Annotated in this window: 19 protein-coding genes; 12 read left to right on the forward strand and 7 right to left on the reverse strand. The window is 64.8% G+C overall.

Annotated elements, in window-relative coordinates:
* Nucleotides 1-3: 3 nt before the first annotated feature.
* The 3 genes from cyoA to hmpA form a co-directional block, all read right to left on the reverse strand.
* Nucleotides 4-948 (reverse strand): ubiquinol oxidase subunit II, encoded by a 945-nt coding sequence (gene cyoA, locus ACVWZ5_RS13370; RefSeq protein ID WP_028689802.1) that lies wholly within the window; start codon nt 946-948, stop codon nt 4-6.
* Nucleotides 949-1,507: 559 nt separating this feature from the next.
* Nucleotides 1,508-2,014: a disulfide bond formation protein B gene (locus tag ACVWZ5_RS13375; RefSeq protein ID WP_028689803.1), complete on the reverse strand. Its 507-nt coding sequence runs from the start codon at nt 2,012-2,014 to the stop codon at nt 1,508-1,510.
* A gap of 516 nt (nt 2,015-2,530) precedes the next feature.
* On the reverse strand, nt 2,531-3,709 hold the full coding sequence (gene hmpA, locus ACVWZ5_RS13380) for an NO-inducible flavohemoprotein (RefSeq protein ID WP_084941668.1): 1,179 nt from the start codon (nt 3,707-3,709) through the stop codon (nt 2,531-2,533).
* Between the two features lie 154 nt (nt 3,710-3,863).
* Between hmpA and norR the strand changes: the two genes are divergently transcribed.
* The 4 genes from norR (at nt 3,864) to ACVWZ5_RS13400 (ending at nt 7,537) form a co-directional block, all read left to right on the forward strand.
* Nucleotides 3,864-5,414, forward strand: coding sequence for a nitric oxide reductase transcriptional regulator NorR (gene norR / locus ACVWZ5_RS13385; RefSeq protein ID WP_084941665.1), 1,551 nt, complete (start codon nt 3,864-3,866; stop codon nt 5,412-5,414).
* A gap of 92 nt (nt 5,415-5,506) precedes the next feature.
* A complete protein-coding gene (locus ACVWZ5_RS13390; RefSeq protein WP_028689806.1) occupies nt 5,507-6,406 on the forward strand; it encodes a chemotaxis protein in 900 nt (299 codons plus the stop codon).
* An 88-nt stretch (nt 6,407-6,494) separates the two neighbouring features.
* Nucleotides 6,495-6,806 carry a hypothetical protein gene (locus ACVWZ5_RS13395; protein WP_084941662.1) on the forward strand — a complete coding sequence of 104 codons (312 nt, stop codon included), beginning with the start codon at nt 6,495-6,497 and terminating at the stop codon, nt 6,804-6,806.
* Nucleotides 6,803-7,537 (forward strand): YkgJ family cysteine cluster protein, encoded by a 735-nt coding sequence (locus ACVWZ5_RS13400; RefSeq protein WP_084941660.1) that lies wholly within the window; start codon nt 6,803-6,805, stop codon nt 7,535-7,537. The genes ACVWZ5_RS13395 and ACVWZ5_RS13400 overlap by 4 nt, the downstream gene beginning before the upstream one ends.
* Before the next feature lie 154 nt (nt 7,538-7,691).
* Here the strand turns inward: ACVWZ5_RS13400 and ACVWZ5_RS13405 are convergent, their stop codons facing one another.
* A complete protein-coding gene (locus tag ACVWZ5_RS13405; RefSeq protein ID WP_280071003.1) occupies nt 7,692-9,275 on the reverse strand; it encodes a methyl-accepting chemotaxis protein in 1,584 nt (527 codons plus the stop codon).
* A 222-nt stretch (nt 9,276-9,497) separates the two neighbouring features.
* Here ACVWZ5_RS13405 and ACVWZ5_RS13410 point away from each other — a divergent pair, with 222 nt between their 5' ends.
* The 6 genes from ACVWZ5_RS13410 to ACVWZ5_RS13435 all read left to right on the forward strand — a co-directional run bounded on the left by ACVWZ5_RS13410 (nt 9,498) and on the right by ACVWZ5_RS13435 (nt 17,840).
* Complete coding sequence (locus ACVWZ5_RS13410; RefSeq protein WP_457340672.1) at nt 9,498-10,661, forward strand: efflux RND transporter periplasmic adaptor subunit; 1,164 nt, start codon at nt 9,498-9,500, stop codon at nt 10,659-10,661.
* Nucleotides 10,658-13,750 carry a multidrug efflux RND transporter permease subunit gene (locus ACVWZ5_RS13415; protein WP_084941656.1) on the forward strand — a complete coding sequence of 1,031 codons (3,093 nt, stop codon included), beginning with the start codon at nt 10,658-10,660 and terminating at the stop codon, nt 13,748-13,750. Before ACVWZ5_RS13410 ends, ACVWZ5_RS13415 begins: the two co-directional genes overlap by 4 nt.
* 9 nt (nt 13,751-13,759) lie before the next feature.
* A complete protein-coding gene (locus ACVWZ5_RS13420) occupies nt 13,760-14,431 on the forward strand; it encodes a heavy metal response regulator transcription factor (RefSeq protein ID WP_028689812.1) in 672 nt (223 codons plus the stop codon).
* A 123-nt stretch (nt 14,432-14,554) separates the two neighbouring features.
* Nucleotides 14,555-15,970: a heavy metal sensor histidine kinase gene (locus ACVWZ5_RS13425; RefSeq protein WP_084941654.1), complete on the forward strand. Its 1,416-nt coding sequence runs from the start codon at nt 14,555-14,557 to the stop codon at nt 15,968-15,970.
* A gap of 130 nt (nt 15,971-16,100) precedes the next feature.
* Nucleotides 16,101-16,325, forward strand: a complete 225-nt coding sequence (locus tag ACVWZ5_RS13430; RefSeq protein WP_050703787.1) for a hypothetical protein — start codon at nt 16,101-16,103, stop codon at nt 16,323-16,325.
* Nucleotides 16,326-16,529: 204 nt separating this feature from the next.
* Nucleotides 16,530-17,840, forward strand: coding sequence for an OprD family porin (locus tag ACVWZ5_RS13435; RefSeq protein WP_143514895.1), 1,311 nt, complete (start codon nt 16,530-16,532; stop codon nt 17,838-17,840).
* A gap of 146 nt (nt 17,841-17,986) precedes the next feature.
* On the opposite strand, the gene ACVWZ5_RS13440 is transcribed toward ACVWZ5_RS13435, so the two are convergent.
* Together ACVWZ5_RS13440 and ACVWZ5_RS13445 are read right to left on the reverse strand one after the other, a co-directional pair.
* Nucleotides 17,987-18,238 (reverse strand): DUF3077 domain-containing protein, encoded by a 252-nt coding sequence (locus tag ACVWZ5_RS13440; RefSeq protein WP_084941652.1) that lies wholly within the window; start codon nt 18,236-18,238, stop codon nt 17,987-17,989.
* Complete coding sequence (locus ACVWZ5_RS13445; protein ID WP_062575113.1) at nt 18,235-18,474, reverse strand: hypothetical protein; 240 nt, start codon at nt 18,472-18,474, stop codon at nt 18,235-18,237. The genes ACVWZ5_RS13440 and ACVWZ5_RS13445 overlap by 4 nt, the downstream gene beginning before the upstream one ends.
* A gap of 512 nt (nt 18,475-18,986) precedes the next feature.
* Between ACVWZ5_RS13445 and ACVWZ5_RS13450 the strand changes: the two genes are divergently transcribed.
* Nucleotides 18,987-20,483 carry a GGDEF domain-containing protein gene (locus tag ACVWZ5_RS13450; protein WP_084941702.1) on the forward strand — a complete coding sequence of 499 codons (1,497 nt, stop codon included), beginning with the start codon at nt 18,987-18,989 and terminating at the stop codon, nt 20,481-20,483.
* Between the two features lie 153 nt (nt 20,484-20,636).
* Here ACVWZ5_RS13450 and ACVWZ5_RS13455 read toward each other — a convergent pair whose 3' ends face one another.
* Entirely contained in the window at nt 20,637-21,113 is a 477-nt protein-coding gene (locus tag ACVWZ5_RS13455) for a ferritin-like domain-containing protein (protein ID WP_084941650.1), read from the reverse strand.
* Between the two features lie 204 nt (nt 21,114-21,317).
* Here ACVWZ5_RS13455 and ACVWZ5_RS13460 point away from each other — a divergent pair, with 204 nt between their 5' ends.
* Nucleotides 21,318-21,539: a DUF3820 family protein gene (locus ACVWZ5_RS13460; RefSeq protein WP_050703784.1), complete on the forward strand. Its 222-nt coding sequence runs from the start codon at nt 21,318-21,320 to the stop codon at nt 21,537-21,539.
* The last annotated feature ends 28 nt before the right edge of the window (nt 21,540-21,567 follow it).

Here is a 21,567-nt window from a genome sequence, read left to right on the forward strand (position 1 = left end):
CTCTTACTCCTCTGCACCGGCAGCTGGTTGCATACTCGATTCCACACCCTTGGTGGTGGCCAGGTCTTTGCTGCCTGCTTCTTCGTGGTTCGGACGACCGCGGTTCATGCCTTCGTACTTGTCGACGATGCGCTGGAACTGGTCAGCCGGGGCCTCGCTGTACAGCGCGACTGGGTTGTTTTCGCTAGCTTTGGCCAAGGCGTCATATTCGGCCTGGTCCAGTTTCTTCGGCGATGCCTTCACTTCAGCGACCCATGCATCGAAGTCAGCTTGCGAAGTGGCAACAGCCTTGAATTTCATACCGGTGAAGCCGGCGCCGCTGTAGTTGGCGGAGATACCGTCAAACACACCGTTCTCGTTGGCGATCAGGTGCAGTTTGGTGGTCATGCCGGCCATGGCGTAGATCTGGCCGCCCAGGCCCGGGATGAAGAAGGAGTTCATCACGGCGTCGGAGGTGACACGGAAGTTGACCGGGGTGTTGGCCGGGAAGACGATCTTGTTGACCGTGGCGATGCCCTGCTCCGGGTAGATGAACAGCCACTTCCAGTCCAGCGCGACCACGTCGATCTGCACCGGCTTCACATCGGAATCCAGTGGACGGTACGGGTCCAGCTTGTGGGTGGAGTGGTAGGTGAAGTAACCCAGGGCGATGATGATCAGGATCGGGATGATCCACACCGCGGCCTCGATCTTGGTCGAGTGCGACCAGTCGGGGGTGTAGGTGGCGGCCTTGTTGGAAGCACGGTACTTCCAGGCGAACGCCAGGGTCATGATGATCACGGGCACGACCACCAGCAGCATCAGGCCGGTGGCGATCAGGATCAGGTTCTTCTGCTCAATGCCGACCTGGCCCTTGGGGTCGAGCAGGGTCCAGTTGCACCCACTGAGTAAAAGCATGCCTAAAAAGGGCAATATGCCAAACAGTCTGGGGTAACGCTTTTTACTCATCTCACGACCTCTAGATCAGCTTGCTTCAATGCAATTTGTGTTTTGGTAGCCAACACTTCGTCCTGCCAAGTGCGGCAATTGGCGCCCGTACTCGCCCCTGCCAGGGATCCGACTGCAGGATCTTGGCGTCAAGCGGGTGTGCGGTGCTTATGGTTTCGTAGGCAACAGGCCTGTACTTCAGACCAAGTCCATTTGGTGCGGAAAACGCGGAGGGGGGTCCGCCCGGTATCGCCGTTGGGCGAAACTTGACGAAGTCAGCAAATGGAAAGCGCTGCGGCTTCCATCAATCCTGCGACTTGCAAGCAGTGCCGAACGGAAATTGGGGGCGATTGTAGATAGGTCGCCCCACGATGACTATGACTTATTGAGCAACAGTCTTTTACAGAATACGTAACAATACTGGTCAAAAAATCAACTTCGCGACAGTTTGTCGCACCCCTTCCAGTAGCCCTGAAACCCTTGCCGCGCAAGGTCTGATGGCTGACCTGGATCAATCGTGCGGCGCACTTTGCGGCTTATCTTGCTGTGCAATAGACCCAGGTCAATTCGGGACTTTGGTCTAACCGCGACGTCGGTTTCGGTAGATTCCCAGGGGCACCAGCAGCGCCGTCAGGACGAAGGCCACCAGCGCCCATTGCGCCAGCGACAAGCCGAGGATCGGCGGATACGGGGTGGAGCAGAAACCGTCGACCTGGAAGGCCAGGGGCCAGAGCTTGGCCAGCGGCAGGTCGTCGACGATGGGCTGCAGGGTGTCGATGCCACAGCTCACCATCGGGTTGGCGAGTATATACACATGGTTGCCCGCCGCAACGATCCCGCCGATGGCGCTGAGCACCACCAGCGCCTCGAAGAAGGTCAGGCTACGGCGCCCGGGCATGGCCGCGGCGATGAAGGCGAAGATCGCGATGAACAGCAGGGCATAACGCTGCAGGATGCACAGCGGGCACGGCGCCTCGCCCAGCACCACCTGCATGTACAGGGCGCCGCCGATCAGCGCCAGGCAGATCACGCCGAGGAGCACCAGAAAGCGCCGTTCCCGGTTCAGGCGCGATGAGAGTTCGTTCATTGCCGATTCCTTCGATGGAGAGTGGCAGCGTGGGCCGCCCGAGGGGCGCCCAGTCTACACGCTGGAGATGACCTTTGAATGCATCGAGGAGGGGCGTGCGTGGCTATCCACTGATGACCTAGGACCGAGCGGGTCGGTTTCGGTTCACTGGCCAACATGAAAAATGTGCCAGCTTGAGCACCGGACAGGGGCAGGCCCCTCGACACCCGGGAGTGAAGGATACCGTGATTAAAGGAGGATTAAAGATGAACGCCGGTGTGGAGGCGTTCATCTCTTTCTATATAGAGAAGGGACAGGCCCAATCGCTGCGGTTCGGCGCTCGGCCACATCGATAGCGGCGAATGTCATCGTCCGTTTCGTTCTCGATTACCCACGGCCGGGAGCATCCGGGTGCTGTCGGCGCGACAGAACGCCGAACAGCAGCGATTGGGATGAATCGCGGGGCAAGCCCGCTCCCACGCCAGCGCCACCTGGTTCAGCGTGGAAGCGGGCTTGCCCCGCGATGGGCTCAGCGTTTCACTCCAACGCCGCCGCCGGTCCGAAGAACTCGTAGCGCGCTTGCCCTTCCGGCACGCCCAGGCCCTTGAGCTGGCGCTTGATCGCGGCCATGAAGCCCTTTGGCCCGAGGAAGTAGGCGTCGATGTCACGCTCACGCGGCAGCCACTCGCCCAGCAGCGCCTGGTCCAGCAGGCCCACGGCGTCGGCGGCCTGGCTGCCATCTTCCTCGGCGTAGCAATAGAAGCGCTTGAGCTGCGGGTGGCGCGCCGCCAGCCCGTCGATCCAGTCGCGGAAGGCGTGCACCGCGCCATTTCGCGCGCAGTGGATGAAGTGCACCGGTCGCTCGGTCTTGAGCGCCGCCTCGAGCATCGCCAGGGTCGGGGTGATGCCCACCCCGCCACTGATCAGCACCAGCGGCTTGTCGCTGGCGGCGAGGGTGAAGTCACCGGATGGCGGGAACAGTTGCAGGGTATCGCCGACCATCAAGCCGTCATGCAAGTAGTTGGAGACCTTGCCACCCGCTTCGCGCTTGACGCTGATGCGGTACTGCTCGCCGTCGCACAGGGCCGATAGCGAGTAGTTGCGGCGCTGCTCCTGGCCATCGATGAACACCTGCAAGCCGATGTACTGGCCCGGCTCGGCCTTGAGCACCGGCTTGCCATCGAGCGGTGCGAAGTAGAACGAGACGATCTCGCGGCTTTCCTGCTCGCGGCGCACCAGGCGGAATTCACGGGTACCGCGCCAGCCGCCAGCAGCCTGCTCCTTCTCTTTATAGAGGTTTTCTTCCGCGCCAATCAGGATGTCGGCCAGTTGGCCATAGGCGGCCGCCCAGGCGGCGATCACTTCAGCGGTGGCGATGTCCTTGCCCAGCACTTGCTCGATGGCGCGCAGCAGGCAGCTGCCGACGATCGGATAGTGTTCAGGGAGAATCTGCAGGGCCACATGCTTGTTGATGATCTGCCCGACCAGGCCGCCCAGCTGCTCGAGCCGGTCGATGTGACGGGCGTACATCAGCACGCCGTTGGCCAGGGCGCGCGGCTGGTCGCCGCTGGCCTGGTGGGCCTGGTTGAACAGCGGACGCACCTCGGGGTACTCGCTGAGCATCAGTTTGTAGAAGTGGGTGGTCAGGGCCTCGCCACCGCTTTCCAGCAGGGGGACAGTGGCCTTGATGATTGCACGTTGTTCGGCATTGAGCATTGCGACAACTCCTGAGCCTTTGGCTTCGAATGGTTGCCTGGGGTATTTCAGCAATCGTGCCAACTTTAAATACCAATAAAATCAGGCTCTTGAGCACATCAGTGTCATAAAGACACACTCAGGCGTATAGTCATTACGACCAACAGGAGTCCATATGACTGCAAAGCCCCTGCTCACCGCCCTTCTCCCTCTGGTCAGCGACCTCTCCTGCGACCTGCCCGACCAGGAGCGCTACCGCCGCCTGCTCGGTGCCATGCGCGGCCTGCTGCCTTGCGATGCCGCGGCACTGCTGCGCCTGGACGGTGAGTGGCTGGTGCCGCTGGCGGTGGACGGGCTGTCGCCAGACACCTTGGGCCGGCGCTTCAAGGTCAGCGAGCATCCGCGCTTCCAGGTGCTCCTGAGTCGCCCGGAGCCGACCCGCTTCGCCAGTGACAGCCAGTTGCCCGACCCTTATGACGGCCTGGTCAATGCCGAGCATGTCGACCTAGAAGTCCACGACTGTATGGGCTGCCCGTTGATGGTCGACGAGCGCCCCTGGGGCCTGCTGACCCTCGACGCCCTGACCCCCGGCCAGTTCCAGAGCCTGGAGCTCGACGCCCTGCAGGCCTTCGCCAGCCTGGCCGCCGCCACGGTGACCGTGGCCGAGCGCATCGAGCACCTGGCCTCGCGCGCCGAGGACGAACACCAGCGCGCCGAGGTGTACCGCCAGGCCAGCGGCCAGGACCGGGAACTGATTGGCCAGAGCAAGGCGCACAAGCGCCTGGTCGAGGAGATCCGCCTGGTCGGCGGCAGCGACCTGACCGTGCTGATCACCGGCGAGACCGGCGTCGGCAAGGAACTGGTGGCCCAGGCCCTGCACCGCGCCAGCCAGCGCGCCGACAAACCGATGGTCAGCCTCAACTGCGCCGCGCTGCCCGACACCCTGGTGGAGAGCGAACTGTTCGGCCACGTGCGCGGCGCCTTCACCGGCGCCCACGGCGAACGCCGAGGCAAGTTCGAGCTGGCCAACGGCGGCACGCTGTTCCTCGACGAGGTTGGCGAACTGCCCCTGGCGGTACAGGCCAAGCTGCTGCGGGTACTGCAGAGCGGGCAACTGCAGCGGCTGGGCTCGGATCGCGAGCACCGCGTGGATGTCCGTCTGATCGCCGCGACCAACCGCGACCTGGCCGAGGAAGTGCGCAGTGGCCACTTCCGCGCCGACTTCTATCACCGCCTGAGCGTCTATCCGTTGCACGTGCCACCGCTACGCGAAAGGGGTCGCGACGTGCTGTTGCTGGCGGGCTATTTTCTCGAACAGAACCGCTCGCGCCTGGGGCTGGGCAGCCTGCGGCTGTCCGCGGACGCCCAGGCCGCGCTGCTGGCCTACGGCTGGCCGGGCAATGTGCGCGAGCTGGAGCACTTGATCGGCCGTTCGGCGCTCAAGGCACTGGGGCAACACGGGCAGCGGCCGAAGATCCTCACCCTGGAAGCGGCCGACCTCGACCTGCGCAACCTGGCGCCGGCCATGCCGGTAGTAGCCGAAGCGCCGTCGGCCGATGTGCCGTTGCCCGAGGGCGGGCTGCGTGAAGCGGTGGATGATTATCAGCGGCAGGTCGTCGAAGCCTGCCTGAATCGCCACCATGACAACTGGGCCGCCGCCGCGCGGGAGCTGGGGCTGGACCGGGCCAACCTGAGCCGGCTGGCCAAGCGACTGGGCTTGCGCTGAATACACCATCGCAAATAGCAAACTACGCTAAAGCCTGACGCCAAAAAGCCGATAACCCGGCATCCTCCCCCATTTCGAACCGAAGGTTGCCCATGGCCACGCAAAAAGCCCGCGCGGACTCGCTGTCCCTGCTGCTGTTCACCCTGCGCAGCGGCAAGCTGATGGCTATCAACCTGCTCAAGGTCAGCGAGATCATCCCCTGCCCGCCGCTGACCAAGCTGCCGGAGTCCCACCCGCATGTCAAAGGCGTCGCCACCCTGCGCGGCAACTCGCTGTCGGTGATCGACCTGTCCCGCGCCATCGGCGAAATGCCCCTGGCCGACCCCGACGGCGGCTGCCTGATCGTCACCGAGATCAGCCGCTCGCGCCAGGGCCTGCACGTGCAGGCGGTAAGCCGCATCGTCCATTGCCTGAGCACCGACATCAAGCCGCCGCCCTACGGATCGGGCAACCGCTCGTTCATCACCGGCGTGACCCGGGTCGACAACACCCTGGTGCAGGTGCTGGACATCGAGAAAGTCATCCACGGCATCGCCCCGCCGGCCCACGAGCCGCACCCGGGCGAAGTCAGCGAGGAAGACGCCAGCCTGCTGGCCGCCGCCAACATCCTGGTGGTGGACGACAGCCAGGTCGCGCTGCAGCAGTCGGTGCACACCCTGCGCAACCTCGGCATCGAGTGCCACACCGCGCGCAGCGCCAAGGATGCGATCAACGTGCTGCTGGAGCTGCAAGGCACCGAGCGGGAAATCAACATCATCGTCTCCGACATCGAGATGTCAGAGATGGATGGCTTCGCCTTCACCCGCACCCTGCGTGAAACACCCGACTTCCAACACCTGTACATCCTGCTGCACACCTCGCTGGACAGCGCGATGAGCGGCGACAAGGCCAAGCTGGCGGGGGCCAATGCGATCCTGACCAAGTTCTCCTCGCCGGAGCTGACCAACTGCCTGGTGACGGCGGCGCGGACGGTGGTGTTCGAGGAGCGCTGACACATCAAGTCAGGATTTTCCTGACTTGATGAAGGAAAACGTTCGGGCATAATTCGCGCCCTTCGCAGATTCATTGGCGGTGTCGCGTATGAAATACCTCAGTTCGTTCCTCATTCTCTGCGCCGTTGCCAGCGGCGTAGCCCACGCCTCGAGCAACCAGGCCTGGAGCGACCAGCGCCAGCACATGCTCAAGGCCTGCCTGGCCGCCAGCCAGTTCAAGGATGCCCACGCCTTGGGCAAGCCCGCCGAGTTCGACGACCGGGTCGGTTACAGCGTGCTGCTGGTCGAGGGCACCTACCCCCAGAAGCACATGCAGAACCGCACCGGCACCGAGCTGTGCCTCTACGACCGCCAACGCCAGCAAGCCTTCACCACCGAATGGGAAGCCGGCAAGCGATGAGCGACAGTATTCGCTTCGCCTGCACCGGCTGCGGCAAATGCTGCACGGGCCATCATGTGCCGCTGACCCTTGCCGAGGCCCACCAGTGGGCGGTTTCCGGCGGTCAGGTGGTGGTGCTGATCGAAGGGTTCCTCGCCGATGGCCCTGGCATGCCGGCGGACCAGCGCGAGCATGTGCTGCGCCGATCATTCCCGGTGCCCTGTGGTGCCGGGCAACTGCAGGTGTCGGTCACCTTCGCCGCGTTCAACCCGGGGCGTTGTCGCAACCTCGACGACAACGACTTGTGCGGCATCTATGAAAGCCGGCCGCTGGTCTGTCGCATCTACCCGGCGGAAATCAACCCGCACCTGCCGCTGCGGCCGGAAAACAAGGACTGCCCACCCGAGGCTTGGGAGCAGGGGCCGGAGCTGATTCATGGCAGCCTGCCGGTGGACGAGGTGCTGCGCGCCTTGATTGAGGCCTCGCGCCAGGCGGACCGGGACGATATCGCCGCCAAGGTTGCGATCTGCCAGGCGCTGGGGATGACCACCAGCGCGCTGAAGGGCAACGGGTTTACCGCGTGGTTGCCGGACATGGCGGCGTTCGCTGCGGTGCTGGAACAGTCGCCAATGGCGGTCGACGCCCCTTGGTCACTGCATGTGCAGGACAGCGGGCTGACGGCCCAGTTGCACGGTCATGGATTGCAGATTACCGCTGAGACACCGCTTTATTACGCCTTCATCGGGTTCTAGGCCCACGATGAAGACTCGGTGACTGTAGGGCGCCGCTGACGCGGCGCATCGCCGGCAAGCCGGCTCCCACATTGTCCGCGCCAACCTCAAGCAATTGTGTCACCCCGTGGGAGCTGGCTTGCCAGCGATAGGCCGGCACTGACAACTCAGTCAATCACTGACACCGCCGCCAGAACTCATCCGCCAGCCGCCGCAGGTCCTTGGCCAGGTCCGCCACGTCACTGGCGCTGCTGTGGCTGCGCTGCCCGACGCTGACCGTGGCCTCGCTGGCCTGGCGGATGCTGGTGATATTGCGGTTGATGTTCTCGCTGACCTGGCTCTGCTGCTCCACCGCCGCGGCGATCTGCAGGCTCATCTCGTTGATCTGGTTGACCCGCACGCTGATGCTGTCCAGCGCGTCGCTGGCCAGTTGCGCCTGCTCGACGCTGTGCCCGGCATGGGCGCTGCTCTGCTGCATCACCTGCACCGCCGCGCGGGCACCCTCCTGCAGGGCGGCGATCATGCGCTGGATATCGTGGGTCGACTGCGCGGTGCGCTGGGCCAGGCCGCGCACCTCGTCGGCGACCACCGCGAAGCCACGCCCCTGGTCACCGGCACGCGCCGCCTCGATGGCGGCATTGAGCGCCAGCAGGTTGGTCTGCTCGGCAATGCCGCGAATCACATCGAGCACCCCGGAAATCTCGCTGCTGTGGTTCTCCAGTTGCTGGATCACCTCGCTGGCTTCCACCAGCGAGCCGGCCAGGTCCTGGATCGCGCAGCGGTTGCGGTCGACCAGCTGGTGGCCGGACTGGGTCTCGTCCTCGGCCTGGTCGGCCGCCATCGCCGCCATCTGCGCACTGCTGGCCACCTGGGCGACGCTGGCGCTCATCTGGTGGATCGCCGTGGCCACCTGGTCGGCTTCGCTCTGCTGCTCCAGGCTGTTGGCGTGACTGCTGTGCAGGGCCTCGACCAGCGAGCCGGAGTGTCCGGCCAGGCGTGACGAAGTATCGCCGATACGCCCGACCACTGCTCCCAGTTGCGCCTTGAGCATGCGCATGGCGAACTCGATCTGCCCCAGGCCGTCACGCCGGCCGGTATACAACTGCTGGCTCAGCGGGTTGTCGGCGATCGCCTGGGCCTGCTGGCGCAACCGCTCGTAAGGGCGCAACAGCACCAGGATCGCCAGGCTGCTCAAACCTGCCGCCGCAGCCACTTCCACCAGCGATTCCAGCAACGGCGCCCCCAGCCACCACTGCCCGGCACCCACTACCAGCGCCAGCACGGCACCGACCGCCAGCGACAAACGTGTGCCCAATCCCAGTACCGGCAAGCGCTCGCGCCAGCCACGTCGGCCTTCGCGCAGGCGCGCATAGCAGCGCTCGGCCGCCGCGACCTGCTCGGCACCGGGCTTGGTCCGCACCGACTGGTACTCCAGCGCCTGCCCGCCGCTGCTGATCGGCGAGACGAAGGCGCTCACCCAGTAGTGGTCGCCGTTCTTGCAGCGGTTCTTCACCAGCCCCATCCACGAACGCCCGGCCTTGAGCGCCTGCCACATCTGGGCAAACGCCTGGGGCGGCATGTCGGGATGGCGGACGATGTGATGGGCGTTGCCCAGCAGTTCCTCGCGGGAGAAACCACTGATCCGCAGGAAATCATCATTGGCATAGGTAATGCGGCTGTCCAGGTCGGTGGTGGACAGGATGTTGGCGTCGCCGGGGTAATCCACTTCGCGACCGGTAACAGGCATATTGCACTTCATCGGAGGCTCTCGTTGTTGTACGGGAATTCGGCAGGGCGTACGACTTTAGGGGCAAACGTCGGTGCAATATTGATCCACGACAGGGTATTGGCACTTGGCCATCAACCCGCCGAAACTGACAGCCATGACAGCCAGGCGTCACGCTGCCGACCCGCTCGGCGCGCTATAACCCTGCAATAGCCGAATCTTTTCCCCAGCCCCTTGGCCAAGGTGCCCGCTCCGATGCGACGTCCGTCCCGCTCCCTCGTTCTCGCCGCCCTGGCCCTGGTCCTGCTGGCCGCCGTTGGCACTTGGCTGGGTGTACGCCAAGAGGCCCCGGCCAACCGTACCGCCAGCGCGATCCCGGTGCGGGTGGTTGCGGTGGCCCAGCAGGACGTGCCGCGCTACCTCAGCGCCATCGGCTCTGTGCTGTCGCTGCACAGCGTCGAGGTCCGCCCCCAGGTCGAGGGCGTGCTGACCCAGGTGTTGGTCAAGGAAGGCCAGTGGGTCAGCCAGGGCGACCTGCTGGCCACCCTCGACGACCGGGCGATCCGCGCGAACCTGGACCAGGCCCGCGCCCAGCTCGGCCAGACCCAGGCGCAGTTGCAGGTCGGCAACGTCAACCTCAAGCGCTACCAGCTGCTGAGCACCGACGACGGCGTGTCGAAGCAGACCCTCGACCAGCAGCAAGCCCTGGTAAACCAGTTGCAGGCGACCCTCAAGGGCAACCAGGCGGCCATCGACAATGCAGCGGTGCAGCTCAGCTATACGCAGATCCGCTCGCCGGTCACCGGCCGCGTCGGCATCCGCAACGTCGACCCCGGCAACCTGGTGCGCACCAGCGACACCCAGAGCCTGTTCAGCGTCACCCAGATCGACCCGATCGCCGTGGAGTTCGCCCTGCCCCAGCAGCAGCTCCCCGTCCTGCAGAGCTTGCTGAAATCGCCCACGCCCGCTGAGGTCGAGGCGTACATGGACGCCGACGGCGAACGCAGCCTGCTCGCCAGGGGCCACCTGATGCTGATCGACAACCAGGTCTCGGCCACCACCGGCACGGTGCGGGTCAAGGCCGAGTTCGACAACCAGGACGGCCGCCTGTGGCCCGGCCAGCTGGTCACCGTGCGCCTGCGCACGGCAGTGGACGAGGACGCCCTGGTGGTGCCGCCGCCAGTGGTGCAACGCAGCCTCGACGGCCACTTCGTCTACCGCCTGGACGGCGACAAGGTCAGCGCCGTGCCGATCAAGGTGGTGTACCAGGACAGCACGCTGAACGTCATCGCCGGGGTCAAGGCCGGCGACCGTCTGGTGCTGGACGGCCAGTCGCGGCTCAAGCCCGGCAGCACCGTCGAGGTCACGCCCGACGCCCCCGGCCCGGCGGAGATGGCCGACCGCAGGAGCCACCCATGAACACCCGCAACGGCGTCTCGGCCTGGTGCATCGACCACCCCATCGCCACCCTGCTGCTGACCTTCGCCCTGGTGCTGCTGGGCGCCATCGCCTTCCCGCGCCTGCCGGTGGCGCCCCTGCCCGAGGCCGACTTCCCGACCATCCAGGTCACCGCCCAGTTGCCCGGCGCCAGCCCGGAAACCATGGCCTCGTCGGTGGCGACGCCCCTGGAGGTGCAGTTCAGCGCCATCCCCGGCATGACCCAGATGACCAGCAGCAGCGCCCTGGGCTCGACCAACCTGATCCTGCAGTTCACCCTCGACAAGAACATCGACACCGCCGCCCAGGAAGTCCAGGCGGCGATCAACACCGCCACCGCGCGCCTGCCCCAGGACATGCCCAGCCCGCCGACCTGGCGCAAGGTCAACCCGGCCGACAGCCCGGTGCTGATCCTCACCGTCAGCTCGACGCAGATGCCCGGCAACCAACTGAGCGACTACGCCGAGACCCTGCTGGCCCGCCAGCTCAGCCAGATCGACGGGGTCGGCCTGATCAACATCACCGGCCAGCTGCGCCCGGCCATCCGTGTGCAGGCCCAGCCCGAGAAGCTCGCCGCCATCGGCCTGACCCTGGCCGACATCCGCCTGGCCATCCAGCAGACCAGCCTCAACCTGGCCAAGGGTGCGTTGTACGGCGAGCACAGCGTGTCGACCCTTGCCGCCAACGACCAGCTGTTCCACCCCGAGGACTACGCCAGGCTGATCGTCAGCTACCGCAACGGCGCGCCGGTACACCTGGCCGATGTGGCCAAGGTGATCGATGGCGCCGAGAACGCCTACGTGAAGGCCTGGTCCGGCGACCGGCCGGGGCTCAACCTGGTGATCTTCCGCCAGCCCGGCGCCAACATCGTCGACACCGTGGACCGGGTGCTCGACGCCCTGCCGCGCTTGCAGGAGATGCTGCCGGCGGCGGTCGATGTCTCGGTGCTGCAGGACCGCACCCAGACCATCCGCGCCTCGCTGCACGAGGTGGAGCTGACCCTGATGGTCGCCGTGGCCCTGGTGATCGGGGTGATGGCGCTGTTCCTGCGCCAGTGGTCGGCGACCTTCATCGTCTCCAGCGTGCTCGGCGTGTCGCTGATCGCCAGTTGCGCGCTGATGTACGTGTTCGGTTTCAGCCTCAACAACCTGACCCTGGTGGCCATCGTCATCGCCGTGGGCTTCGTGGTGGATGACGCCATCGTCGTGGTGGAGAACATCCACCGCCACCTGGAGGCCGGCGACGACAGCCGTACCGCCGCGCTCAAGGGCGCCGGCGAGATCGGCTTCACCGTGGTGTCGATCAGCTTCTCGCTGATCGCCGCGTTCATCCCCCTGCTGTTCATGGGCGGCGTGGTCGGCCGGCTGTTCAAGGAGTTCGCCCTGACCGCCACCGCGACCATCCTGATTTCGGTGGTGGTCTCGCTGACCCTGGCGCCGACCCTGGCCGCGCTGTGCATGCGCCGCCCGCCCGAGGAGCAGCACGGCGGCCTCGGCCAGCGCCTGGTGCGCTGGTACGAAAAGGGCCTGGACCGGGCCCTGGCGCACCGGCGCGTCACCCTCGGCGTGTTCGGCCTGACCCTGGCGCTGGCGGTGGCCGGCTACGTGGCCATCCCCAAGGGCTTCTTCCCATTGCAGGACACCGGCTTCATCCTCGGCACCACCGAGGCGGCGGCGGATGTCTCCTACCCGGCGATGATCGAGAAACACCAGGCCCTGGCAAAGATCATCGAGGCCGACCCTGCGGTGCGCGCCTTCTCCCACTCGGTCGGCGTCACCGGCAGCAACCAGACCATCGCCAACGGCCGCTTCTGGATCTCCCTCAAGCCCCGTGGCGAACGCGACGTCTCGGCCAGTGAGTGGATCGACCGCATGCGCCCGAGACTGATGCAGATCCCCGGCATCGTCCTGTACCTGCGCGCCGGGCAGGACATCAACCTCAGCTCCGGTCCCTCGCGCACCCAGTACCAGTACGTGCTCAAGAGCAACGACGGCGTGGCGCTGAACCTGTGGACCCAGCGCCTGACCGGGCGCCTGCGCGAAAACCCGGCGTTTCGCGACCTGTCCAACGACCTGCAGCTGGGCGCCAGCGTCACCCGCATCGACATCGACCGCCAGGCCGCGGCGCGCTTCGGCCTGACCACCACCGACGTCGACCAGGCGCTGTACGACGCCTTCGGCCAGCGACAAATCAGCGAGTTCCAGACCGAGACCAACCAGTACAAGGTGATCCTCGAGCTGGACGCCCGCCAGCGTGGCAAGGCCGAGAGCCTCAACTACTTCTACCTGCGCTCGCCGCTGTCCGGCGAGATGGTGCCGCTGTCGGCCCTGGCCCATGTCGCGCCGCCCAGCACCGGCCCCCTGTCGATCAGCCACGACGGCCTGTTCCCAGCGGCCAACCTGTCGTTCAACCTGGCTCCCGGCGTGGCCCTGGGCGAAGCGGTGCAGATCCTCGAACGCACCCAGCGCGAGCTGGGCATGCCCGACTCCATCGCCGGCAACTTCCAGGGCGCGGCCCAGGCGTTCCAGAGCTCGCTGTCGAGCCAGCCGTACCTGATCCTCGCCGCGCTGGTGGCGGTGTACATCATCCTCGGCGTGCTCTACGAGAGCTTCGTGCACCCGCTGACCATCATCTCCACCCTGCCCTCGGCGGGCCTGGGCGCGCTGATCCTGCTGTGGCTGATGGGCCAGGACTTCACCATCATGGGCCTGATCGGCGTGGTGCTGCTGATCGGCATCGTCAAGAAGAACGGCATCCTGCTCATCGACTTCGCCCTCGACGCCCAGCGCCACCAGGGCATGACGCCCGAGCAGGCGATTCGCCAGGCATGCCTGGTGCGCTTCCGTCCGATCATCATGACCACCCTGGCCGCGCTGCTCGGCGCGGTGCCGCTGATGTTCGGCTTCGGCACCGGCGCCGAACTGCGCCAGCCGCTGGGCATCGCCGTGGTCGGCGGCCTGCTGGTAAGCCAGGCGCTGACGCTGTTCACCACCCCGGTCATATACTTGGCCCTGGAGCGCCTGTTCCACCGCCGCCGGGCCGCTGCCGCCCCCGCGCCGACCGCCAGTTGAGACAAGACCATGCGTGTGCTGATCATCGAAGACGAAGAGAAAACCGCCGACTACCTGCATCGCGGCCTCACCGAGCAGGGCTTCACCGTCGACCTGGCCCGCGACGGCATCGACGGCCTGCACCTGGCCCTGGAAGGCGACTACGCGGTGATCGTGCTCGACGTGATGCTGCCGGGCCTGGATGGCTACGGCGTGCTGCGCGCACTGCGGGCGCGCAAGCAGACGCCGGTGATCATGCTGACCGCCCGTGAGCGGGTCGAGGACCGTATCCATGGCCTGCGCGAAGGTGCCGACGACTACTTGGGCAAGCCGTTTTCGTTCCTCGAACTGGTCGCCCGCCTGCAGGCCTTGACGCGACGCAGCGCCATTCATGAGCCCTTGCAGATCCAGGTGGCGGACCTGTGGATCGACCTGATGGCGCGCAAGGCCACTCGCGCGGGGTCGCGCCTGGATCTCACCGCCAAGGAGTTCTCGCTACTCAGCGTGCTGGCCCGGCGCCAGGGCGAGATCCTGTCCAAGACAGCCATCGCCGAGCTGGTCTGGGACATCAATTTCGACAGCGACGCCAATGTCGTCGAGGTGGCCATCAAGCGCCTGCGCGCCAAGCTCGACGGGCCGTTCGACAACAAGCTGCTGCATACCATTCGAGGCATGGGTTATGTCCTGGAGCACCGTGGATAGCCCGGGGGGCGCTGCGCGCCCCTTTCGCGGCGCAAGGCCGCTCCCACAGGGGCTCGCGGTCTCTTGTGGGAGCGGCCTTGTGTCGCGAAAGGGCTGCAGAGCAGCCCCAGGGTGCGACAGCCCATGACCCTTCTCCGAAGCAAACCCGGCAACTCCATTGCCCTGCGCCTCTCGGCCCTGTTCACCCTGGTGGCCCTGGCCGTGTTCGTGCTGATCGGCAGCGCCCTGTACCGCCAGGTCGACCGCAGCCTCGATCTGCTGCCGGCCGCCGAACTGGACGCGCGCTTCAGCGTGCTCGAATCCACCCTCAACCGCTACGGCACCCCCGAGCACTGGACCAAGATCAACAACAAGCTCAACCTGCTCAGCGAGGAAGACCGACGCATCCGTTTCTGGGTGGTGAGCAGCAACCCGGCCTTCGAGTACGGCCATCCCACCGAGCAGGTGCGCGGCTTCGCCGAGGGCGCGCCGGGCATGCGCGACCTGCGCCTGAGCGACAGCCCCTACCCGTACAAGGTGCTGGTCAGCGAACTGCCGGCGCTGGGTGAGCGCCCGCCGCTGCGCTTTCTGATCGGCATCGACACCGAGACCTTCTGGCAGGCCCAGCACAGCCTGCTGTTGGCCATCGTCGGCCTGGCCGCCTTCGGCGTGCTGCTGGCCTCGCTGCTCGGCTACTGGGTCGCGCGCATCGGCCTCAAGCCCCTGCTGGCGCTGTCGGACGAGGCCCAGGCCCTGGCCCCGCCACGCCTGGATGGCCGCCTGCAGACCCGCGATCTGCCGCCGGAGCTGGCGCAGTTCGCCGGTGCCTTCAACGCCGCCCTCGACCGGGTCAGCCAGGCCTATTCGCAACTCGAGGCCTTCAACGCCGACGTCGCCCACGAACTGCGCTCGCCGCTGACCAACCTGATCGGCCAGACCCAGGTCGCCCTGACCCGCGGGCGCAGCGCCGAGCACTACTTCGAGGTGCTGCAATCGAACCTCGAGGAGCTGGAGCGCCTGCGCAGCATCATCAACGACATGTTGTTCCTGGCCAGTGCCGACCAGGGCAGCAAGGCCACCTCGCTGACCAGCGCCTCACTGGCCGAGGAAGTGGCCACCACCCTCGACTACCTCGACTACATCCTCGAGGACGCCCAGGTCAGCGTCAGCGTCAGCGGCGACGCCCAAGCCTGCTTCGAAAAGGCCCAGCTGCGCCGGGCGCTGATCAACTTGCTCAACAACGCCGTGCAGCACACCGCGCCGCACCAGGTGATCCAGGTGCGCATCGAGGCGGGCGAGGAACAGGTCAGCATCGCGGTGAGCAACCCGGGGCCGGCAATTGCCGACGAGCACCTGCCGATGCTGTTCGAGCGCTTCTACCGGGTGGATGCGGCCCGCGCCAACAGCAGCGGCGGCAACCACGGACTGGGCCTGGCCATCGTCAAGGCGATCGCCCTGATGCACGGCGGCAGTGTTTTCGTGCACAGCGAAGCCGGGGCCAATACCTTCGGTATCAACCTGCCGAACGCTCAACTACGCGGGTTTGCGGTAAAAGTCTGAGTATTTTTGCCGCGATCATTACTTTTTGCGCAACAGTGCTTATCTGAACAGCCTCTGTTTCCCCGCTGTTTACAGGACTAACTTTAGCCCTGTCTCCATTAGCACTTGCCGCGCAAGAAGGTTGCATCAAATGTCCAACAGTATGGGTATTGCCAGCGTGTTCGTCCTGTCTTCCCTGTTGTTGTCGCCCCTGGCCATGGCGGAAGAATCCCCGGCCTTCGTCGCCCGTAACGCAGAATTTGCCGCAGTTCACCAAGAGGCTCGCGAAGCCTACGCCGCGCAACAGGCCGATGCGGTAAAAGACGCACGGCAGACCGCTTCCAAAGTCTCTGTCGACACCGATGCCGACAGCTGATCGGCCCCACGCCGGTTTCCAGTTTTCCCTTGGCTACACCATGGGCAGTGCCCGTGACGATATGTTAGCCTTTCAAAGCCGCTGCCTTTCAGCGGCTTTTTTTATGCGTCGAAAATATCAGCCTGGCTGTTACGTCTCTAATAAGAACTTGCAGACACGACAATAAAAAACTGCCCCATCGCTTGACCAAAGGAGTTTGTACCGGTGTCTTTTGCGTTTCGTTTCACCCCGCTGTTCGTTGCATTGGCCGCAACGATGCCCATGGCCGCACAGGCCGATGAAGCCAAGGCTGATGGCTTCATCGAGGGTTCCACGCTGAACCTGCATTTCAGAAATGCCTACTTCAACCGCAACGAGAAGAATGCCTCGATCAAGGACAAGCGCGAGTGGGGCCAGGGCGCCGTCGCCCGCTTCGAGTCCGGCTACACGCCCGGCGTGATCGGCTTCGGCCTCGACGCCCACGCCATGGTCGGCCTGAAGCTGGACGGCGGCGGCGGTCGTGCCGGCACTTCGATCCTGCCGAGCGCGCCAGAAGACAAGGCACGCCATGCCTTCTCCACCGCCGGCGGCGCGATCAAGCTCAAGGGCTTCGACACCGAGTTCAAGGCCGGTGACCTGTTCCTCACCAACCCGGTGATCGCCGGTGGCGAAAGCCGCATGCTGCCGCAGACCTTCCGCGGCGTCGCCGTGACCAACCGCAGCATCGACGGGCTGATGCTCGAAGGCGGCAAGGTCAGCTTCACCAAGCCGTACAACCAGAGCGGCCACCGCCGCATCAACACCTACTACAGCAACCAGACGCCCGAGCAGGACAGCCAGAACCTGAGCTGGGCCGGTGCGTCCTGGAGCGGCACCGAAGGCGTCACCGCCAACATCTACGCCGCCGAGCTGAAGGACATCTGGAACCAGTACTACGCCGACTTCGACTACACCTACCAGGTCAACGACCTGGTCAGCCTGAACCCGGGCGTGCACTTCTACCACACCCAGGACACCGGCCAGTCGAAGCTGGGCGACATCGACAACAACACCTGGAGCGTGCACTTCACCGTGGCCGCCGGGTACCACAGCGTCACCGCCGCCTACCAGCGGGTCAACGGCGACACGCCGTTCGACTACATCAACCTGGGCGACAGCATCTTCCTCGACAACTCGCGCATGTACTCGGACTTCAACGCACCGAACGAGCGTTCCTGGAAACTGCAGTACGACTATGACTTCGCCGGCCTCGGCATGCCGGGCCTGAGCACCTCGCTGTCGTACTCGCGTGGCAAGGCCGACCTGACCAAGGCCAGCCAGGACACCCAGTACTACGCCTTCTATAACGCCGACGGCGAGAATGCCCGGCACTGGGAGCGCGACTTCGACGTGAAGTACGTGTTCCAGCAAGGCCAGCTGAAGGACCTGTCGGTGCTGCTGCGCTATGCCACGCACCGGGCCAACGCGGCGTACTCGGACATCCAGGACAATGACGAATTCCGCGTGATCGTGGATTATCCGTTGAACGTGTTCTAACGCAGCCCCCCTGTGGGAGCGGCCTTGTGTCGCGAAAGGGCTGCAGAGCAGCCCCAGCAATCTCTGCATCACGGCCCAGAACCTGGGGCCGCTTTGCGGCCCTTTCGCGACACAAGGCCGCTCCCACATGAACAGCGCTCACTGCTTCAACGGCTACGGTTCAAGCCGATCTCCAGGTCATTGATCAGCGCCTTGGCCATGGCGCTGAGAATCCGCGCCGCACTCCCCGCTTTCAAATCCCCTTCCATTTCCGCCTCCGTGGTCAGGTGCAGGATGCAACCCTGCAGCACCGACAGTTCGTTGAACGCCAGGCTGAAAGGCACATCGGGCTCAACACGAAAACACTCCAGCAACGTCGAAACGCCAGCAGTGGTACAAGGTTCGGGCTGCTCGCTCATGGCTGCACCTCCAGCGACCTGGCGTGGGCCATCAGGCAGCTCAGCAGCCGGCTGAGGATGGAAATGTTATCCACCAGGATCTCGGGACGCTCATCCACGGGAAAGGCCATGTAGACGTCGCAGGTACGGGTCATCATGGTCATCAGGACGGCGGCATGCTCCCAGACTTCGGCCAGCGGCAGGTGGTCGATGATGGAGATGTAAGGGATGGGTGGGTCAGGTACTAGCTTTTTCATTCCGAATCGCTCATGTCGATTGAAGAAATCGCCACTTGAACCTTTCTCACGGGATTAGGTGGCAACCGTGCACGGGGTGAGAAACCGAGGACATGAAACCCGGCCAGACCAGAGGTCTGCCCGAACACGGCTGCCATTGAAGTGGCCGAAAGACATATCGTCAGGTTCTCACACCCGGTCACCAAATCTGGCGACCCGACGACCTTAGCCCTGATGTATTTCCCGGCCTATCCAGACCCTTCCGGCAGACGCGTAGGATAGGTCCCAAGCTCAGCCCGACTGAAGCATTTGGTCTCAGATTCGGAAATGTCGTACATCTCGTGGGAACCGGCTTGCCGGCGATAGGCCGCAAAGCGGCCTCTGATACCCCAAAAAAAACACCCACTGAATCATTTCCGTCGGCCAAATCAGCTTTGATCTTGTCCGACAATCCCGCCTTGCCTAAAATACCGCCGCCGCTTTCCGGCCCACTCCCCATGGATCCCGGGGCTTATGCAGTTGCGAGCATGACGTTGCCCACCCGATCACCACGATCCGCCCTGTACAAGTCACACCCCGAGCTGGTCCTCAACCTGGGCAGCTGCCTTGCCGTGCTCGCCATCGTGGCCATTGTCAGCTACCTGCTGGCCCGCGAGCGCGACAGCGTCGAGCAGTCGGCGATGCGCTCGTCGAGCAACATCGTGCAACTGATCGAAAGCGACATCCTGCGCAACGTCGAACTCTACGACCAGTCGCTCAAGGGCCTGATCTGGGCCGTGCAGCACCCCGAGCTGCTCAACGTGCCCGCCAAGCTGCGCCAGCAGATCCTCTTCAACCAGGCCTTCTCCGCCCCGGTGCGCGGCGACATCCTCTGGCTCGACGCCAAGGGCGACGTGCTCGGCGACTCCACCAGCGCGGTGCCGCGCCAGGCCAACTTCGCCGACACCGTGGCCTTCCAGGCCCACCGCGACCGTCCGGGCCTGGGCCTGCTGATCAGCCCGCCGTTCAAGGCGCGTCTGGGCGACCTGGACTGGTGCATCAGCTTCAGCCGGCGCATCTCCGGCGCCAACGGCGAATTCCAGGGCCTGGCCGCCGGGGCCCTGCGCCTGTCCTACTTCAACGAACTGTTCCAGCGCCTGGACATCGGCGTGGACAGCAGCATCAACCTGCTCAACACCGACGGCCAGCTACTGGCGCGCCAGCCGACCCGGCCGCAGGATCCGTTGATCGGCACCAGCTTCAGCGAGCGCCCCAACTTCAAGCGCATCCTCGAGGAGCGCAGCGGCAGCTTCACCGCCCGCTCGACGGTCTATGAAGGCCTGCGTATCTACACCTTCGCCCGGGTCGCCGACCTGCCGCTGATCGTGCTGGTGGCGCACTCGGCCGACGAGGTGTTCCAGTCGTGGCGGCGCACCGCGATCGTGGTCAGCGTAGCCACCGGCGTGCTGTGCATCGGCATCCTCTGGCTGACCCTGCTGCTGGGTCGTGAACTGCGCCGTCGCCACGATGCCGAGCAAGGCCTGGCCACCCTCGCCGCCACCGACAGCCTCACGGGCCTTGCCAACCGCCGCCGCCTGGATCAGGTGCTGCGTCAGGAATGGGCGCGGGCGCAGCGAAACCGCAAACCACTGGCGGTGCTGATGGTGGATGTGGATCACTTCAAGGCATTCAACCAACGCCACGGCCATGCTGGCGGCGACCATGTGCTGCGCGAGGTGGCAACGACCCTGGAGCTGTGCATCCGGCGCCCGGCGGACCTGGCGGCGCGCTATGGCGGGGAGGAGTTCCAGGTGGTGTTGCCGGAGACCGGCCTGGCGGGTGCACGGCTGCTGGCCGAGCGCATTCGCGCCAGCGTCGAGGCGATGCCGCCGTTTGGCGATGATGAACGATCAGTGACGGTCAGTGTGGGGATCGGCCTGCATGTACCGGGCACCGCGCAGGATCTGTCAGCGCTGTTGGCCGATGCGGATGAGGCGTTGTACCGCGCCAAGGCCAATGGCAGGAATCGGGTGGAAGGGCCTCAGGCCTGAATGTAATTCTTTGATCCAACTGGGTTAGCGTGGGAGCGGGCTTGCCCCGCGATCACCGGCGAAGCCGGTGCCATACACTGCATCGCGGGGCAAGCCCGCTCCCACGATGTTCCAGTCAAATCAGAAAAGGGCCGCAGAGCGGCCCCAAAGATCTCAAGACCGGGCGCGAGCCGCGTTACGCAACGCCTTCACCTGGTCATGATTACGCTGCACACCCTGCAATTGCGTCTCTACCAGTTTATAGCTCTGGTCATTGACCGAGCGCCCCAGCTTGACCAGCTTCTCACGGGCCTCTTTGTAGGCTTTGAGCGCATGGTCTTCACCGCGCTCCACCTCGTTGAGCACCGCCTCTTCGTCCTTGCCGGTGACCATTGACTTGAGGTTGACCCAGCCACGGTGCAGGTCGCCGCTGATGCTGGTGCTGGTCTCCGGGTCACCACCCAGCCGGCGCACTTCGCTCTGCAGCTCGGCGGCGGCACTGGCGCACTCGCTGGCGCGCTGCACGAAGAAGGCTTTGAGCTCGGGATTCTTCACATCGTCGGCGGAGGTCTTGAAGCCTTTCTCACCATCCTTGCTGTACTCGATCAGGTCGTTGAGTACGTCAATCGTGTCTTTGTTGGAATTGCTCATGGCAACAAACTCCTTGGCAGGTGATAGTCACCTTTACCGGAGCAGACTTCGTGCCAGGCTGATAAACAGGAAAATAACTATAAAAATCAAATAGTTAAAACAAACAATCAAAAGTCTGAAAACGGCGTTCTGCATGATCGCCGCTTGGGTCGTCGTGCAGTTTGCAGTATGGTCCGCGCTCAACCCGCCACAGGCCGATGCCCGATGAAACCTGAATCCCTGCAACTGCTGGTCACCCGCACCATGCCCTTCGGCAAGTACCAGGGCCGTATCATCGCTGACCTGCCGGGCGACTACCTGGCGTGGTTCGCCCGCAAGGGCTTCCCGCCCGGAGAGCTGGGCGGGTTGCTGGCGTTGATGCATGAGATCGACCACAACGGGTTGGGTGATCTGCTGAAACCGTTGCGGGGCAAGCCCCGGGGGTGACGGCCGCTCCTACAGGGACAGCACAGGG

Source organism: Pseudomonas sp. TE6283 (assembly GCF_054060555.1).

Coding starts and splice junctions, on each gene's coding strand:
- cyoA (WP_028689802.1), bottom strand. CDS start 948: ATGAGTAAAAAGCGTTACCCCAGACTGTTTGGCATATTGCCCTTTTTA.
- ACVWZ5_RS13375 (WP_028689803.1), bottom strand. CDS start 2,014: ATGAACGAACTCTCATCGCGCCTGAACCGGGAACGGCGCTTTCTGGTG.
- hmpA (WP_084941668.1), bottom strand. CDS start 3,709: ATGCTCAATGCCGAACAACGTGCAATCATCAAGGCCACTGTCCCCCTG.
- norR (WP_084941665.1), top strand. CDS start 3,864: ATGACTGCAAAGCCCCTGCTCACCGCCCTTCTCCCTCTGGTCAGCGAC.
- ACVWZ5_RS13390 (WP_028689806.1), top strand. CDS start 5,507: ATGGCCACGCAAAAAGCCCGCGCGGACTCGCTGTCCCTGCTGCTGTTC.
- ACVWZ5_RS13395 (WP_084941662.1), top strand. CDS start 6,495: ATGAAATACCTCAGTTCGTTCCTCATTCTCTGCGCCGTTGCCAGCGGC.
- ACVWZ5_RS13400 (WP_084941660.1), top strand. CDS start 6,803: ATGAGCGACAGTATTCGCTTCGCCTGCACCGGCTGCGGCAAATGCTGC.
- ACVWZ5_RS13405 (WP_280071003.1), bottom strand. CDS start 9,275: ATGAAGTGCAATATGCCTGTTACCGGTCGCGAAGTGGATTACCCCGGC.
- ACVWZ5_RS13410 (WP_457340672.1), top strand. CDS start 9,498: ATGCGACGTCCGTCCCGCTCCCTCGTTCTCGCCGCCCTGGCCCTGGTC.
- ACVWZ5_RS13415 (WP_084941656.1), top strand. CDS start 10,658: ATGAACACCCGCAACGGCGTCTCGGCCTGGTGCATCGACCACCCCATC.
- ACVWZ5_RS13420 (WP_028689812.1), top strand. CDS start 13,760: ATGCGTGTGCTGATCATCGAAGACGAAGAGAAAACCGCCGACTACCTG.
- ACVWZ5_RS13425 (WP_084941654.1), top strand. CDS start 14,555: ATGACCCTTCTCCGAAGCAAACCCGGCAACTCCATTGCCCTGCGCCTC.
- ACVWZ5_RS13430 (WP_050703787.1), top strand. CDS start 16,101: ATGTCCAACAGTATGGGTATTGCCAGCGTGTTCGTCCTGTCTTCCCTG.
- ACVWZ5_RS13440 (WP_084941652.1), bottom strand. CDS start 18,238: ATGAGCGAGCAGCCCGAACCTTGTACCACTGCTGGCGTTTCGACGTTG.
- ACVWZ5_RS13445 (WP_062575113.1), bottom strand. CDS start 18,474: ATGAAAAAGCTAGTACCTGACCCACCCATCCCTTACATCTCCATCATC.
- ACVWZ5_RS13455 (WP_084941650.1), bottom strand. CDS start 21,113: ATGAGCAATTCCAACAAAGACACGATTGACGTACTCAACGACCTGATC.
- ACVWZ5_RS13460 (WP_050703784.1), top strand. CDS start 21,318: ATGAAACCTGAATCCCTGCAACTGCTGGTCACCCGCACCATGCCCTTC.